We start from the raw sequence: 13,872 nt of genomic DNA, 5'->3' as shown, positions 1-13,872 counted from the left end.
CCCATCGCCTGCGTGTTCGCCCAGGGCGTGAGCGGGGTACGTCCCGGCCATGACCCGACCCGATGCAGCGCCTGCTCCCCCGCCGTCCGCCGAGCCGCCCTCGATCGCCGGCGGCCTGCTGATGGGGCTGGGGCTGGGCGGCTTCGTGGACGGCGTCCTGCTGCACCAGGTGCTGCAGTGGCACCACATGGTGAGCGACATCCACGGCAAGGAGCCCACGACGCTGGCGGGCCTCGAGGTGAACACGATGGCCGACGGGTTCTTCCACGTCGTGACCTGGTTGTTCGTGCTCGTCGGCTCGCTGCTGCTCGTCGACGCCTGGCGTCAGGGACGGCTCGCGCCGAGCTGGTCGTTCCACCTGGGCCTGCTGCTGGCCGGGTGGGGCGTGTTCAACCTCGTCGAGGGCGTGGTCGACCACCAGGTGCTGGGCGTGCACCACGTCCGCGACGACCTGGGCGGGCCGCTGTCGTGGGACCTGGGCTTCCTGGCCCTCGGTGCCCTGCTCGTCGTGGCCGGCTGGCTGCTGCACCGACGCGGACGCCGCGCGATGCTGGCGCGGTCTAGAACCGCTGCGTGACCGGGATGGCGGGCCAGGTCGAGCCGTCGAGCACGGTCCGGTCACCGAGCGGCTCGTCCAGCTCGATGATGCGATCGGCGAGGGGGTTGCCCGGGCACTTCTGGGGCCCGGTGACCACCTCGGTCGTCCAGTAGACCGTCACCGTCCGGTCGGTCTCGACGACGACGGGCTCGTGCAGGTGCGCTTCCGGGTCACGGGACGAGGTGCACTCCTGCTCGGTCACCCGGACCGGGACGCTCACGGCGTCGGGGTCGAGGTCGGCGGCCGACGCCGTCACCATGGCCCACGCCACGGCGTCGACCGGCACCGGCCGTGGCTGGCAGTCGCCCCAGCCGGCGACGCGCAAGCGGTCCCCCTGCTTCTCCAGACCCACCCGGTGCGCACGCTCCCCAGGGCCGCGCTCGTCCCACCGGCCCGTGGCCACCAGCAGGGAATCCGCGTCCTCGGCCAGCACCTTCCACTCGCCGGGCCGGACCCCGTCCTTGCTGAGCCCGAGCGGCGCGTCCATCCCCGCACTCCGGACGAGGCCGTCCAGCGCGTTCACGATGTCCGCCGCGGGCGTCCGGGACTCGATGCCGTCGACCATCGCGGACACGGGGAACTCGTGGCCACCGCAGGTGAGCAGCGGCTCGCCGTCGACGGTGCGGACCGGCGCGGTGGGACGCGGCTCAGGGGTCGCTCGCGGTTCCGCGGACTCCGACGCCGAGCACGCACCGAGCACCGTGGCGACGGCCAGGACGACGGCGGCGGACCGGAGGTTCATCCCGTCAGCATGCCCGCCGGTCGGGTCGTGCGGGGCGGAACGGCGTCAGTCGCGGTGCGCCGCGGGACGCTCGTCCCGGACGCGGACGTTGAGGACGGCCGCGAGGACGACGACGGCGGCCGCGACCACGGGGACCCAGCGGGCGGCGTCCGAGCCGGACGACTCGGCGATCGCGCCGGTCACCGCCGACGCCGCGGACTGGCCGACGATGACCGCCGAGCCGAGCATCGTCATGACCGTGGCCGAGCGTCCGACCGGGCTGCGCGTGGCGGCCAGGCTGTACTGGGTGACCAGCGTCGGGCCGATGCCGACGCCCGCGACCACCATCGCGCCGACCAGTCCGACCATGCCGCCAGCGAGGGCGTACCCGAGCGCCGCGACGAGCATGGTCGCGCCGAACACGAGCCAGCGGGCGCGCAGGGCGAACCGCTCGGGGAAGACCGCCACGGCCAGGGCGAGGATGGTCGAGCCGATGCCCATGACGCCGTAGACGAGTCCGGCCGCGTCGCCGGTCCCCTCGTCCCGCATGACCGCGGTGAGCGAGGTGAGCATGCCGCCGAAGAACATGCCGACGCCCAGGGTGCCGAGCACCGCGACGAGCACGCCGGGGCGCAGCAGGTCACGGGCCGGTGCCGCCTCGACCCGCTCGTCCGCGCCGGAGGGCTCCACGCGTCCGGTCGGGTGCAGCGCGAACGCCGTCACGAAGAGCACGGTGAGGACGGCCGCACCGATGACGGGGGCGACCGGGTTCATCGTCGTCGCGAGCAGACCGACGATGGCCGGGCCGAACACGAAGACGGTCTCGTCGGCGGCCGACTCGTACGCCATCACGCCGTTGAGCGTCTTGACCCGGCGGCGGGCCGGCAGCTGCTCGGTGATGACGCCGAACAGGCGGCTGCGCGACATCGGGGCGACCTGCGGGGCGGTGGCACCGATGACGAACGCCGTCGCCAGCACGGCGAGGTCGGGCAGCGAGCTGAACGCGACGGCGGCCATGACGAGCAGGGCCAGGCTGTTCGCGGCACCCGCGACCAGCAGCACCGGGCGCTGGCCGAAGCGGTCGGCGGCCATGCCGAGCAGGGGGCCGAAGATCGCGGTGCCCGCGCCGACCGCGGCCGAGTTGAGGCCGCCCAGGGCGACCGAGTCGCGCGCGGCGACGACGAGCGTCAGCACGCCGACGATCATCATCGCGTAGGGGAAGCGGGCCACGAAGGCCACGGGGAAGTACGAGGGGCCGACGGCGCGCCGCAGGGTGAGGTCCTCGTCGGGTCCGGCGGTGCGAAGCAGCTCGTCGGGAAGGGTCATGCCGGGTCTCCAGTACGCGGGTGCCGCCTTGGACGGCCCGCGTGGGCCCGAGGTAGATGCACGTCCTTCGGCGGGACGAGCCCGCCGGCCGGTCGGTGGACCAGCAGGTCCAGGGTACCCGGTCTCGCCAGGTGCGCCGCACGGCGTTCGTAGGGCGGGTGGGGCTCGAACCCACGACCCAAGGATTATGAGTCCTCTGCTCTGACCGGCTGAGCTACCGCCCCTCGCGCGTCCCGCCGCAGCCGGACGCGCCCGACGAGCGTAGCGAAGCGCGCGCCCGGTGGACGTGCGGGCGAGAAAGTCGCCGTCGCACCGGCGCTTTTCGGCGGCGGACGTCCGACAATGACCTGATCAGGGCCGTCGGTCTGCGGGGAGCCGGCGCCTTCGACGTCCGGGAGGATCCCCATGGCCACCACGTTCCGCGGCCGCCCCGCCTGCTCGTGCCTCGCCGCCTGGCTGCCGGTGTACGAGCGCGAGCTGAAGCGCCGCGGCCTCATCATCCGGTCGATCGACATCTACCAGCTGATCGGCACGGCCGCCGCGTCCGGACCGACCCACACCAAGGGCGGCGCGTACGACATCGTGCAGCGGTCCACCGAGGCCGTCCTCGTCGCGCGCGAGATGGGTGCCGCCGCGTGGTCGCGCTCGGGATCGGCGTGGGAGCCGGAGCACCAGCACGGCGTCCTCAACGGCTGCCCGCACAACGGCCCCGCCCGCTACCAGGTGACCGCCCTGCAGGAGCACCACGCGAACGGGCTCGGCACGGGCGGGACGGGCGGCGACGACGACGGCCCGGACGTCGCCATGCCTCTGCGGAGCTGGCGCGACGGCGTCCAGTGGGCCCGGCGGCAGGGGCGCTCCCGGGCCATCGCCGGACGCCTGCTGGTCCCCCGGATCGAGTACGTCGTGGACGTCCCCGGTGGGACGACGACGTTCGCCGGCCCGGGCAAGGACTACGGCGAGCTGCACCACCGTCCGCGCGGGTACACGTTCACGGCCAAGTTCGCGACCGGCAACTACCGCCGCCGCGCCGCCCCCAAGGAGTGGTTCCCCGCCGAGGCCCTCGACCGGGTGAAGGGTGGCTGAGCCATGACCACCCGTCTGGACACCGGCACGGTCGCGGCCTTCCTGGTCGTCGCGCTCCTCCTGCCCATGGTCGTCGCGGCCGTCACCAAGCGCCTGGCGTCGCGGGCGGTGAAGGCCACGACGCTGGTGGTCCTCGTCGTGGCGGCCGCCCTCCTGACCCCGCCACTCGCCGGGGACGGGCTCGAGCCCACGGCGTCCCTCGTGCTGGCCCTGCAGGGCCTGGCGGTGGCCGTCGCCGCCCACCACGGCGTGCTGGAGCCCTGGGGACTCACCGGCTCGACCGGGCGCGTCGCCGCCGCGTGCCGCCCCGAGGACGGGGTGGGCCGGCCGCACGACGTCGTGCTCGACCGGTACGGACCCGACCCGGTCGACCCGCACGCCGGGGTCGACGAGTCGGCGTTCGACCCGCCGCACGTCCCGGGTTCGGCTCAGGTGGGCGCCCCCGCCGCCGATGGGGCCGATGACCACGGATGGGTCACGCCGTCGAGAGGACCTCATGAGCAACGTCAACGCCTTCCTCGCCAACACCCTGCGGACGGAGGCCGGTGACCTGCGACGGCACCTGCGCGACGTGATCGACCAGGCCCAGCGTGCGCTGGCGTCGATGGACGAGGGCGAGCGGATCGGCGACAACCCCGTCCGCAGCGCGCCGTTCGTCGGACGCAGCGCGGCCAAGGTCGAGGCACTCATGCTGCTGGCCGGCACGAAGGTGCTGCCGATGAAGGACGTCATGGAGGCGCTGCAGGGCGACGGGGCCGAGCACCGTCCGCTCGAGGTCGACGCCCCCGTCTGACCCGCCCCGCCTGCCCCCTCGCCCGGGGCATGCTGCCGGCATGAGGCCGATCGAGCTGGACGCCGGGAAGGTCCGCCTGCGGGGCTTCCTGCACGAGGGCCGCACGGCGGACGAGCCGCGACCGACGGCCGTGCTGCTGCCCGGAACCGGCGACACCGCCCGCACCTGGGACACCGTCGCCCACGCCCTCAGCGGCGACCGCGACGTCGTGGCGCTCTCGCTGCGCGGGCACGGCGACAGCGACTGGCCGGGCACGTACGCCATCGAGCTCATGGCCACCGACGTCGAGCACGCCCTCACCGGACTGGGACGGGGCCCGGTCGACCTGGTCGGCCACTCGCTCGGCGGGCTCGTCGCCCTCCTGGTCGCGGCCCGGCGCCCGCGGCTCGTCCGCCGGGTCGTGCTCGAGGACGTGCCGCTCCCCCGGCCCCGCACGCCCGCACCGCCCGACCGTCCCCCCGGCGACCTGCCGCTGGACTGGGCCGTCGTCGAGCAGGTGCGACCCGAGATCGACCGCCCCGCGTCGCACTGGCCGGAGACGGCGGCGTCCGTGGCCGCCCGCACGCTCGTCGTCGCCGGCGGAGCGTCCAGCCCCGTCCCCCAGGAGGACGTCGCCGCGCTCGTGGCGACCCTCCCGGACGCCCGCCAGGTGACGGTCGAGGCCGGGCACCTCGTGCACGAGCGCGAGCCCGAGCGGTTCGTCGAGCACGTCCGGGCGTTCCTGGTCGAGGCCTAGCCGGCGTCGTAGTAGATCGCGTCGCCGTCGACGCGCGCCCCCTCGGACGGGACGTGGGGCGTCATGCGCCCGTCGTGGCCGAGGTGCTGCACCTCGCGTGCGCGCAGCAGGACGAGCGCGTCGCTCACCATCCGCCGGTGGCAGCGCCACCACAGGCTCTCGCTGCACAGGAACGCGACCGCGCCGGACGCCGCCTCGGCGTCGGCCACGAGCGCGTCCAGGCCGGCCCGGAACTCGTCGGTGCGCATGTGCGCGGCGTAGCCGCGGAACGCCTCCACCCGCCACCACCGGTCGACGTCCTGGCCGCCGTCGGGCACCCGGCGACGGCCACCGAGCCGGGCCTCCCACCGGTAGCCGAGACCGGCCGCCGGCAGCCACACCGCCATCGCGTCGGTGGAGACCTCGGGGTTGCGCCGGCTGCCCGGGAACCGCCGCACGTCCACGACCCGCTCGACGCCGGCGCCGCGGAACAGCTCGGTCAGGTCGTCACGTCCGGCCGTCCCGTGCCCGACCGACAGCAGCGCTCCCACGCCTCGACGGTGCCCGGACGCGGCGCGACCGAAACCGTCAGCCGGCCGGCTCGGCCCGGTACTCGTCGTCGGTGACCGGCTCGCCCCAGTGGACCACCGCGTGGTGCTCGTCGCCCTCGTTGATGGCCAGGTGGACCATCAGCCGGTCGGGCGCGGCACCGTGCCAGTGCTCCTCGTAGGCCTCGAACAGCACTCGGTCCCCGGGACGGATGACCTCGACCGGTCCCCCGCGGCGCTGGCACAGGCCGACGCCCTCGGTGACGAAGACGGTCTGGCTCAGCGGGTGCCGGTGCCAGTGGGTGCGGGCGCCGGGCATGAAGTGCACCAGGTTCGCGCTGACCCGCGACGGGTCGGGCGCGGCGGCGACGGCGTCGATGTACACGTCGCCGGTGAACCAGTCGGCCGGGCCCTTGACGGTGGCGACGGAGCTGCGGGTGATCTGCATGGCGGGGTCCTTCGGGGTTCAGGAGGTCTGGTCGGCGCGGACGTGCTCGGGGGCCTCGGTCGCGGCCCAGCTGGCGAGCAGGCGCATCTGCTCGTCCGAGGCGCTGCCGGGCTCGGCGGTGTAGACGGTCATGGTGAGCGGCCGAGGGCTTCCGGGAGCGATGTCCATCGAGTGGTAGGCCAGGTCGATGAGGCCGACGGCCGGGTGGTTGAACTGCTTGTGCCCGGCGTGGTGCAGGCGGACGTCGTGGGACGCCCAGCGGGTGCGGAACGTCTCGCTCACCGTCGACAGCTCGCCGACGAGCCCGCGCAGCTCCTTGTCGTCGGGATGCCGCCCGGCCTCGGTGCGCAGCAGCGCGACCGTGACCTTGGCAGCGCCCGCGAGGTCGGTGAAGTACGTGTCGGCCGTGGGGTCGAGGAACTGGTAGCGCGCGATGTTCGGCCGCACCGGGTCGAAGTCGATCACCGGCGAGTACAGCGCCCGGCCGAGGGCGTTGGACGCCACCAGGTCGAGCCGGCCGTTGGCGACGAACGCGGCCGAGTCGACCATCGAGTCGAGCATCCACTGCACCGGCGCGGGCAGGTCGTCGGCCTTGCGGCGCCGGGGCGGACGCCTCATCGTCCGCGCGGCCCGGGCCAGGTCGAACAGGTAGGTGTGCTCGGCCTCGTCCAGGCGCAGCGCGCGGGCCACGGCCTCGAGGACGTCCTCGGAGACACCGGCGATGTGACCCTTCTCCAGGCGGGTGTACCACTCGGTGCTCACCCCGGCCAGGACGGCGACCTCCTCGCGGCGCAGCCCGGGGACGCGCCGGCGCCCGCCGCCTGCGGGCAGGCCCACCTGCTCGGGCGTGAGCCGGGCCCGCCGGGTGGCGAGGAAGTCACGGATGTCGTCGCGGTTGTCCACGTCTCCACGGTAGGCCGCCGACGGCCGCTAGCCAGGTCGAGCTTGTACCCCCACAAGTCCGCCCTGTCACCGGCTCGCGCGGCGCGCTTCGATGGTGGCGAACCCGGACGCCCGAGGGCGTCCGCCCACCGACAGGAAGAGCTGATCCATGCGCGTCAACGCGTACGCCGCCCCCGCCGCGGGCGAGCCGCTGGTCCCGACGACGGTCGAGCGCCGCGCCGTCGGACCGCACGACGTCCTCATCGCCATCGAGTACGCCGGCATCTGCCACTCCGACATCCACACCGTGAACGGCGACTGGGGCCCGCAGCCGTTCCCCGTCGTCCCGGGCCACGAGATCGTCGGCACCGTCACCGAGGTCGGCGCCGACGTCAGCCGGCACGCGGTCGGCGACCGCGTCGGCGTCGGCTGCATGGTCAGCTCGTGCGGCGAGTGCGACAGCTGCCGGCGCGGCGACGAGCAGTACTGCGCCCAGGGCATGGTGGGGACGTACGCCGCCACCGACCGCGACGGCACGACCACGCAGGGCGGCTACTCGACCCACGTCGTCGTCGACGCCGACTACGTCCTCTCGGTGCCCGACGGCATCGACCCGGCCCAGGCCGCGCCGCTGCTGTGCGCCGGCATCACCACGTACGCCCCGCTGCGCCGCTGGGGCGCGGGCCCCGGCCGGAAGGTGGCCGTGGTCGGTCTGGGCGGCCTCGGGCACATGGCGGTCAAGATCGCCCATGCGCTCGGCGCGGAGGTGACCGTGCTGTCGCAGTCGCTCAAGAAGCAGGAGGACGGCCTGCGGCTCGGCGCCGACGCGTACTTCGCGACGTCCGACCCGAGCACGTTCGAGCACCTGGCGGGCACGTTCGACCTGATCGTCAACACCGTCAGCGCGGTCATCGACGTCGACGCCTACCTGGGTCTGCTCGCCGTCGACGGCACGCTGGTCAACGTCGGCGCCCCGGCCGAGCCGCTCAGCCTCAACGCCATGTCGCTGATCAGCGCCCGCCGCTCCTACGCCGGCTCCATGATCGGCGGCATCGCGCTCACCCAGGAGATGCTCGACTTCTGTGGCGAGCACGGCATCGGCGCCGAGGTCGAGGTGATCGACGCCGCGCAGGTCAACGAGGCCTACGAGCGCGTCCTGGCCTCGGACGTCCGGTACCGCTTCGTCATCGACACCGCGACGCTGGCCTGACCTCCGCGCAGCACGACCGAGGCCCGCTCCCCTCCCCGGGAGCGGGCCTCGGTCGTGCGCGGGCGGCTGCGGCTAGCGGCGGTTCGGGAGCCGGACGATCGTCACGAAGAACTCGTCGATCTGGCGGACCGCGGCGATGAACTGCTCGACGTCGACGGGCTTGGTCACGTACGCGTTGGCGTGGAGCTTGTAGCTGCGCAGGATGTCCTCCTCCGCGCTGGACGTGGTGAGCACGACGACCGGGATGTGGGCCAGGTCGGGGTCGGACTTGATCTTCTCCAGCACCTGGCGTCCGTCGTACTTCGGCAGGTTCAGGTCGAGCAGGACCAGGTCGGGCTGCGGCGCGTCGGCGTGCTCGCCGCGGCGGTAGAGGAAGTCGAGCGCCTGCTCGCCGTCGCGGACGACGTGCAGCGTGTTGCGGATCTTGTTGTCCTCGAACGCCTCACGGGTCATGAGCTCGTCGCCCGGGTCGTCCTCGACGAGCAGGACCTCGATCGGCTCGGTGCTCTGGCTCATGCGCGGTCTCCTTCTGCGGTGCCACGCGCGGACGCCGTGACGGGGTTGGTCTCGGGGGCGACGGGCACGGTGAAGCAGAAGCGCGTGCCGTCGGTGTGGTCGGTGTCGATCCAGATGCGTCCGCCGTGGTGCTCGACGATCTTCTTGCACAGCGCCAGGCCGATGCCGGTGCCGGAGTACGCCTCGCGGCTGTGCAGCCGCTGGAAGATCACGAACACCTTGTCGGCGAACTCGGCGTCGATGCCGATGCCGTTGTCGGTGACGCTGACCTGCCAGACGTCTCCGGCGTCCGTCGCCTGCCGCGACACGGCGACCTCCACGCGGGGGGCCTGCCCGGGTCGCTGGAACTTGATCGCGTTGCCGACCAGGTTCTGCCAGAGCATCCCGAACAGGGTCGGGTCGCCCAGCACGTCGGGCAGCGCCGCCGGGCGGACGACCTCGGCGCCGGCGTCGTCGATCGCGGCCTCCAGGTTGGCGAGCGCCTTGTCCAGCGTGGCGTCCAGCGAGACCGGCTCGAGGCTGTCGTTGACCCGGCCGACGCGCGAGAAGGTGAGCAGGTCGTTGATGAGCACCTGCATCCGCTTGGCGCCGTCGACGGCGAAGTCGATGTACTGCTTGCCCCGTTCGTCCAGCTCGTCGCCGTACCGCTTGTCGAGCAGCTGGCAGAAGGACGCGACCTTGCGCAGCGGCTCCTGCAGGTCGTGCGACGCGACGTAGGCGAACTGCTCGAGCTCGTTGTTCGAGCGGCGCAGCTCCAGCGCCTGGGCGTCCAGCTCGGCCTTCTGCTGCTCGAGACGGTCCTGCTGGGCGAGCGAGGTCTCGAGCTCCTCGACGACGCGCGTCCGCATCGCCTCGACGGCGACCGCGACCGCCTGGACGTCGGTCGGGCCGTGGGGCGTGATGCGGTGGGAGAACTCGCCGCCCGCGACCGTCCGGGACGCGTCCTGCAACGCCTCGAGGGGACGGGTCACCAGGCGCCGCACGAGCACGACGAGCAGCGCCGCGGTGGCCAGGAACGCGATGATGACGCCGGACAGCACCCACGACCGGATCGTGCGGATCTGCTCCAGGTCGTCGCGCCCCTCGTCCACCGCGTCGGCAAGGTCGGCGTTCTGCCGCACGAACAGGGCTCGGATCTCGTCGAACGCCTCCTTGCCACGCAGGGCGGCCCGCTCGTCGGCCTGGCGCGGCGAGCCCGCCGTGACGCCGCCGATCAGCGGGTCGGCGTACTCGGCCCGCCACCGCTCGGCCGCCTGGCGGATGCGCTCCAGGTCCTCGACGAGCCGGTGCCGCCCCTCGACCAGCTCCATCAGGTGCGTCGCGGACGCCTCCTCGGCCGCCAGGCCCTCCGTGTACGGGGTCAGGAACTGGCGGTCGGCGGTGATCGTGTAGCCGCGCGCACCCGTCTCCTGGTCGACCAGGGCGGCCTGCAGGCGCAGCGCCTCGGCCTGGGCCGGCTGCACCTCGCCGACGAGCTCGTCGGTGACCGAGGCCGTGCGCGACATGAGGATCGCGACGATCGTCGCGCCGGCGAGCACCAGCACGAGCATCACCGCGAGGACGGCGTTGAAGATCGCCGACACCGTCCAGCCGCGACGTCCGGGGGTTGCTGCCTGGCTCATGCGTCCTCGTCGTTCTCGTCGGTCCAACGGACGTGGATGACGGCCACGTCGTCCCCGAGCCCGCCGTGCGCCTCGGCCAGCTCACCGGCCCGCGAGACGAGCAGGTCCACGAACTCCTCGGCGTCCAGCCCGGCCGCACCGCGCGCGAGGTCGAGCAGGCCCTGCTCACCCAGGCGCTCCCGCTCCCCGGTGCGGACCTCGAAGAGCCCGTCGGTGAACAGGACGACGCCGGTGCCCGCGTCGAGGCGGTGCTCGACCACGGGCCACGTCGCCTCGCCGGGGACGAGACCGAGCGCGAGGCCGCCCTCGACCTCCAGCAGCTCGGCGCCGTCGCGGTGGTGCAGGATCACGCCCGGGTGGCCGGCGCGCATCACGCGCATCCGGCGCCGGTCGGGGTCGAGCTCGATGCTCGTCAGCGTCGCGAACACCTCGGCGCTCGTGCGTTCGGCGACGAGCACGCGCTCCAGCAGCCGCAGCTGCTCGGGGCCGGTCGCGCCGCTGATGACGAGCGTGCGCCAGGCGATCCGGAGGCCCACGCCGAGCGCCGCCTCGTCGGGGCCGTGGCCCGAGACGTCGCCGATGAGGACGTGGACGGTGCCGTCGGCCGTCTGCACGACGTCGTAGAAGTCGCCGCCGAGGACGCTCTGCGCGCGTCCGGGGCGGTACCGGGCGGCGACGTCGAGCTGGCCGGACGCGGCCAGCATCGGGGTGGGCAGCAGGCCGCGCTCGAGCCGGGCGTTCTCCTGGGCGCGGATCTGGCTCGCCTGCAGCGCGGCGGCGGCCTGCTCGGCCTGCTTGCGCTGGATCGCGTACTGCACGGCGCGCTCGAACAGCTCCGGCTCGACGCGTCCCTTGACCAGGTAGTCCTGCGCACCGGCCGCGACCGCGGCCAGCCCCGAGCCCTGCTCGGCCAGGCCGGTCAGGACGACGACGGCCGCCGTGCCCGCCTGGCCCTGGATGCGAGCGACTCCCTCGAGCCCGTGGGCGTCGGGCAGGTGGAGGTCGAGCAGGATGCAGTCGGGCTCGAGGCCCTCCGCGAGCAGCGCCTCGGCGTCGCGCATCGAGCGGGCCCAGGTGAGGTGCATGGGCGACCCGGCGTCGGCGACCAGCTCGTCCACGAGCAGGGCGTCACCCGCGTCGTCCTCGACGAGCAGGATGGTCGGCTCGTCCGTGCGGGGCAGCCGCGGCTCGTCGGGTGCGGCGGGGCGACGCGTGGACACCCGCACTCAACCCCTCTCGACGGGCGACCGCTCCGGAGGCGGTCGCAGCAGAACCCTAGCGACCCGCGCTCCCGCCCCGGCGGGCAGTCGTCCGTGACCGTCCGCACCGGGTCGGCCGACCCGTCCCGGCCCGTCAGCGCACCTCGGGGTCGGGGCACGTGCCGCCGGGCTCGGTGAGCAGCTCGTAGTGCCAGATCTCGTTGGCGTAGGCCTGGCACAGCCCGAACCGGTCGCCGTGCTGGCTCATCCAGTACGCCGCCTTCGTCGGGGCGACGTCGACGGCGTCGCCGGTGACGTGCGAGGACGTGTCCGGCGTCGCCACCCAGTGCAGCGCCTCCTCCTGCGAGCCGTACTTGACGAGCGCCTGGGCGAACAGGCGCTCCTGGTAGCCGGTGCTGCGCCACCCGCTGTTGATGCGCACCTCGACGTCCTGGTCGGCTGCCGCGGCGACCGCGTCCCGCACCGCGTCCCGCAGGGCGGGGTCGAGCCGGGTCACGGCGGGCTCGTCGGCGTCCACGGACACCGTCCGGTCCTCGAGGTCGCCCTCACGGCTGGCGGCGCTGTCGACGGGCGTCGACGACGGGCCGGGCAGGAACGACAGGCCGGGCACGGCGGACGCCTCGCCGGACGAGCGAAGCCCGGCCACGAGGAGCGCGGCGACGCCGACGGTGGTGACGAGGGCCAGGACGGTGGTGCGGAGTCGGTGGGTCATGGCATCCACTGCACCGTCCGGCGTGTTGCCAGGACGTACGCGATTTCCGATACGTCCACGAAAGGTCCCGGCTCGTAGCATCGGGGCGTGCGCGTACTGGTGGTGGAGGACGAGACCTACCTCGCGGAGGCGATCCGCGACGGCCTCCGGCTCGAGGCGATCGCCGCGGACGTGGCGCACGACGGGCAGGCCGCGCTCGATCTGGCCGGCCTCAACGACTACGACGCGGTGGTGCTCGACCGCGACCTGCCGGTCGTCCACGGCGACGAGGTCGCCCGCCGGCTGGCGGCCGACCACCCCCGCACGCGCGTGATCATGGTGACCGCCGCGGCGAGCCTGGACGACAAGGTCTCCGGCTTCGGACTGGGCACCGACGACTACCTCACCAAGCCGTTCGAGATGCGCGAGCTGGTGCTGCGGCTGCGGGCCCTGGCGCGGCGGTCCGGACGCGCCGCTCCCCCGGTGCTGGAGGCGGTCGGCGTGCGGCTCGACCCGTTTCGCCGCGAGGTGCACCGCGACGGCCACTACGTCGCCCTCACCCGCAAGCAGTTCTCCGTCCTGCGCGTGCTGATGGCCGCCGACGGTGGCGTCGTGAGCGCCGAGGACCTCCTCGAGCAGGCCTGGGACGAGGCCGCCGACCCGTTCACCAACGCCGTCCGCATCACCATCTCGACGCTGCGCAAGCGCCTGGGCCCACCGGGCGTCATCCACACGGTCGCCGGCGTCGGCTACCGGTTCGGCGAGCCCGCGTGACGCGCACCCGGCGGCCGGGGCTGAGCGTCCGGCTCAAGCTCACGCTGAGCTACGCCGGCTTCCTCATGCTGGCCTGGGCCGGATTCATGCTCGTGCTCGCCTTCGTGCTCCGCTACCTGCCGGACGCCAACCTGGTCGACGCCCGCGGCGGGGTGCCCGCACCCAACCGGTCGGACCTCGCCGAGGCCGCCGTGCGTCCGGTCGTGGCGGGGACGCTCGTCCTGGCGGTGGTGGGCCTGGTCGGTGGCTGGCTGCTCGCCGGCCGCGTGCTGCGGCCGCTGCACGCCATCTCCGCCGCGGCGTCGACGGCGGCCGAGGGCTCGCTGACCCACCGCATCGACCTGCCCGGCCCGGACGACGAGCTGCGCCGGCTGGCCGACGTCTTCGACACGATGCTCGACCGGCTCGAGGCGGCGTTCGCCGAGCAGCGCCGGTTCACCGCGAACGCGTCCCACGAGCTGCGGACGCCGAACGCCGTGGTCAAGGCGATGCTCGACGTGGCCAAGGCGGACCCCGAAGGTCGTGACGTCGACCGGCTGATCGACCGGACCCTGGAGATGAACGCGCGCTCCACCGCCATCGTGGACGCACTGCTGCGCCTCGCCCGGACCGAGCAGGAGGCGTCCGGACCGACTGAGAGGTGCGACCTCGCGGACGTGGCACGTGCGGTGGTCGACGGGATCGACCCGCCCTCCCCCGTCCGGCTCGACGCCGACCTGCGG

General features: G+C 73.8%; 17 protein-coding genes and 1 tRNA gene. 8 read left to right on the top strand and 10 right to left on the bottom strand.

Annotated elements, in window-relative coordinates:
* The first annotated feature begins 49 nt into the window (after positions 1-49).
* Positions 50-577 carry a DUF2243 domain-containing protein gene (locus E0W78_RS04160; protein WP_131402608.1) on the top strand — a complete coding sequence of 176 codons (528 nt, stop codon included), beginning with the start codon at positions 50-52 and terminating at the stop codon, positions 575-577.
* Here E0W78_RS04160 and E0W78_RS04155 read toward each other — a convergent pair.
* The 3 genes from E0W78_RS04155 to E0W78_RS04145 form a co-directional block, all read right to left on the bottom strand.
* Positions 561-1,340: a hypothetical protein gene (locus E0W78_RS04155; RefSeq protein ID WP_131402607.1), complete on the bottom strand. Its 780-nt coding sequence runs from the start codon at positions 1,338-1,340 to the stop codon at positions 561-563. The genes E0W78_RS04160 and E0W78_RS04155 overlap by 17 nt on opposite strands.
* A gap of 45 nt (positions 1,341-1,385) precedes the next feature.
* A complete protein-coding gene (locus tag E0W78_RS04150; RefSeq protein WP_131402606.1) occupies positions 1,386-2,645 on the bottom strand; it encodes an MFS transporter in 1,260 nt (419 codons plus the stop codon).
* A 150-nt stretch (positions 2,646-2,795) separates the two neighbouring features.
* Positions 2,796-2,869 (bottom strand) — tRNA-Ile (locus tag E0W78_RS04145).
* Positions 2,870-3,050: 181 nt separating this feature from the next.
* On the opposite strand from E0W78_RS04145, the gene E0W78_RS04140 reads away from it, so the two are divergent.
* The 4 genes from E0W78_RS04140 to E0W78_RS04125 are packed head-to-tail and all read left to right on the top strand — an operon-like array spanning position 3,051 to position 5,260.
* Complete coding sequence (locus tag E0W78_RS04140; RefSeq protein WP_131402605.1) at positions 3,051-3,731, top strand: hypothetical protein; 681 nt, start codon at positions 3,051-3,053, stop codon at positions 3,729-3,731.
* A 3-nt stretch (positions 3,732-3,734) separates the two neighbouring features.
* Complete coding sequence (locus E0W78_RS04135) at positions 3,735-4,280, top strand: hypothetical protein (protein WP_131402604.1); 546 nt, start codon at positions 3,735-3,737, stop codon at positions 4,278-4,280.
* Entirely contained in the window at positions 4,228-4,524 is a 297-nt protein-coding gene (locus E0W78_RS04130; RefSeq protein ID WP_131402603.1) for a hypothetical protein, read from the top strand. The genes E0W78_RS04135 and E0W78_RS04130 overlap by 53 nt, the downstream gene beginning before the upstream one ends.
* Before the next feature lie 40 nt (positions 4,525-4,564).
* Positions 4,565-5,260 carry an alpha/beta hydrolase gene (locus E0W78_RS04125; protein ID WP_131402602.1) on the top strand — a complete coding sequence of 232 codons (696 nt, stop codon included), beginning with the start codon at positions 4,565-4,567 and terminating at the stop codon, positions 5,258-5,260.
* Here E0W78_RS04125 and E0W78_RS04120 read toward each other — a convergent pair.
* The 3 genes from E0W78_RS04120 to E0W78_RS04110 are packed head-to-tail and all read right to left on the bottom strand — an operon-like array spanning position 5,257 to position 7,138.
* Positions 5,257-5,790: a DUF488 domain-containing protein gene (locus E0W78_RS04120; protein WP_242686221.1), complete on the bottom strand. Its 534-nt coding sequence runs from the start codon at positions 5,788-5,790 to the stop codon at positions 5,257-5,259. The genes E0W78_RS04125 and E0W78_RS04120 overlap by 4 nt on opposite strands.
* Before the next feature lie 37 nt (positions 5,791-5,827).
* The gene (locus E0W78_RS04115; RefSeq protein ID WP_131402601.1) at positions 5,828-6,235 is read right to left on the bottom strand and encodes a cupin domain-containing protein; all 408 of its coding nucleotides are present in this window, start codon (positions 6,233-6,235) and stop codon (positions 5,828-5,830) included.
* An 18-nt stretch (positions 6,236-6,253) separates the two neighbouring features.
* On the bottom strand, positions 6,254-7,138 hold the full coding sequence (locus E0W78_RS04110) for a helix-turn-helix transcriptional regulator (protein ID WP_131402600.1): 885 nt from the start codon (positions 7,136-7,138) through the stop codon (positions 6,254-6,256).
* 148 nt (positions 7,139-7,286) lie between these two features.
* On the opposite strand from E0W78_RS04110, the gene E0W78_RS04105 reads away from it, so the two are divergent.
* Positions 7,287-8,327 (top strand): NAD(P)-dependent alcohol dehydrogenase, encoded by a 1,041-nt coding sequence (locus E0W78_RS04105; protein WP_131402599.1) that lies wholly within the window; start codon positions 7,287-7,289, stop codon positions 8,325-8,327.
* A gap of 72 nt (positions 8,328-8,399) precedes the next feature.
* Here E0W78_RS04105 and E0W78_RS04100 read toward each other — a convergent pair whose 3' ends face one another.
* The 4 genes from E0W78_RS04100 to E0W78_RS04085 all read right to left on the bottom strand — a co-directional run bounded on the left by E0W78_RS04100 (position 8,400) and on the right by E0W78_RS04085 (position 12,397).
* Entirely contained in the window at positions 8,400-8,843 is a 444-nt protein-coding gene (locus tag E0W78_RS04100) for a response regulator (RefSeq protein WP_131402598.1), read from the bottom strand.
* The gene (locus E0W78_RS04095; RefSeq protein WP_131402597.1) at positions 8,840-10,465 is read right to left on the bottom strand and encodes a sensor histidine kinase; all 1,626 of its coding nucleotides are present in this window, start codon (positions 10,463-10,465) and stop codon (positions 8,840-8,842) included. Before E0W78_RS04095 ends, E0W78_RS04100 begins: the two co-directional genes overlap by 4 nt.
* Entirely contained in the window at positions 10,462-11,685 is a 1,224-nt protein-coding gene (locus tag E0W78_RS04090) for a SpoIIE family protein phosphatase (RefSeq protein ID WP_242686220.1), read from the bottom strand. Before E0W78_RS04090 ends, E0W78_RS04095 begins: the two co-directional genes overlap by 4 nt.
* A gap of 133 nt (positions 11,686-11,818) precedes the next feature.
* Positions 11,819-12,397 (bottom strand): M15 family metallopeptidase, encoded by a 579-nt coding sequence (locus E0W78_RS04085; RefSeq protein WP_131402596.1) that lies wholly within the window; start codon positions 12,395-12,397, stop codon positions 11,819-11,821.
* A gap of 87 nt (positions 12,398-12,484) precedes the next feature.
* On the opposite strand from E0W78_RS04085, the gene E0W78_RS04080 reads away from it, so the two are divergent.
* Positions 12,485-13,150: a response regulator transcription factor gene (locus tag E0W78_RS04080; RefSeq protein WP_131402595.1), complete on the top strand. Its 666-nt coding sequence runs from the start codon at positions 12,485-12,487 to the stop codon at positions 13,148-13,150.
* A partial coding sequence (locus E0W78_RS04075; RefSeq protein WP_131402594.1) for a HAMP domain-containing protein occupies positions 13,147-13,872 on the top strand: 726 nt, incomplete at its 3' end. The genes E0W78_RS04080 and E0W78_RS04075, both read left to right, overlap by 4 nt.

Origin of the sequence: Aeromicrobium sp. IC_218 (assembly GCF_004336805.1) — a bacterium.
Taxonomy (GTDB): domain Bacteria; phylum Actinomycetota; class Actinomycetes; order Propionibacteriales; family Nocardioidaceae; genus Aeromicrobium.
The sequence above is the reverse complement of the archived record's forward strand: the minus strand, read 5'-3'. Positions and strand labels throughout refer to the sequence as shown.

What these genes read in the sequence shown, in the direction of transcription:
- E0W78_RS04160 (WP_131402608.1), top strand. Translation starts at nt 50, where the DNA reads ATGACCCGACCCGATGCAGCGCCTGCTCCCCCGCCGTCCGCCGAGCCG.
- E0W78_RS04155 (WP_131402607.1), bottom strand. Translation starts at nt 1,340, where the DNA reads ATGAACCTCCGGTCCGCCGCCGTCGTCCTGGCCGTCGCCACGGTGCTC.
- E0W78_RS04150 (WP_131402606.1), bottom strand. Translation starts at nt 2,645, where the DNA reads ATGACCCTTCCCGACGAGCTGCTTCGCACCGCCGGACCCGACGAGGAC.
- E0W78_RS04140 (WP_131402605.1), top strand. Translation starts at nt 3,051, where the DNA reads ATGGCCACCACGTTCCGCGGCCGCCCCGCCTGCTCGTGCCTCGCCGCC.
- E0W78_RS04135 (WP_131402604.1), top strand. Translation starts at nt 3,735, where the DNA reads ATGACCACCCGTCTGGACACCGGCACGGTCGCGGCCTTCCTGGTCGTC.
- E0W78_RS04130 (WP_131402603.1), top strand. Translation starts at nt 4,228, where the DNA reads ATGAGCAACGTCAACGCCTTCCTCGCCAACACCCTGCGGACGGAGGCC.
- E0W78_RS04125 (WP_131402602.1), top strand. Translation starts at nt 4,565, where the DNA reads ATGAGGCCGATCGAGCTGGACGCCGGGAAGGTCCGCCTGCGGGGCTTC.
- E0W78_RS04115 (WP_131402601.1), bottom strand. Translation starts at nt 6,235, where the DNA reads ATGCAGATCACCCGCAGCTCCGTCGCCACCGTCAAGGGCCCGGCCGAC.
- E0W78_RS04105 (WP_131402599.1), top strand. Translation starts at nt 7,287, where the DNA reads ATGCGCGTCAACGCGTACGCCGCCCCCGCCGCGGGCGAGCCGCTGGTC.
- E0W78_RS04100 (WP_131402598.1), bottom strand. Translation starts at nt 8,843, where the DNA reads ATGAGCCAGAGCACCGAGCCGATCGAGGTCCTGCTCGTCGAGGACGAC.
- E0W78_RS04095 (WP_131402597.1), bottom strand. Translation starts at nt 10,465, where the DNA reads ATGAGCCAGGCAGCAACCCCCGGACGTCGCGGCTGGACGGTGTCGGCG.
- E0W78_RS04085 (WP_131402596.1), bottom strand. Translation starts at nt 12,397, where the DNA reads ATGACCCACCGACTCCGCACCACCGTCCTGGCCCTCGTCACCACCGTC.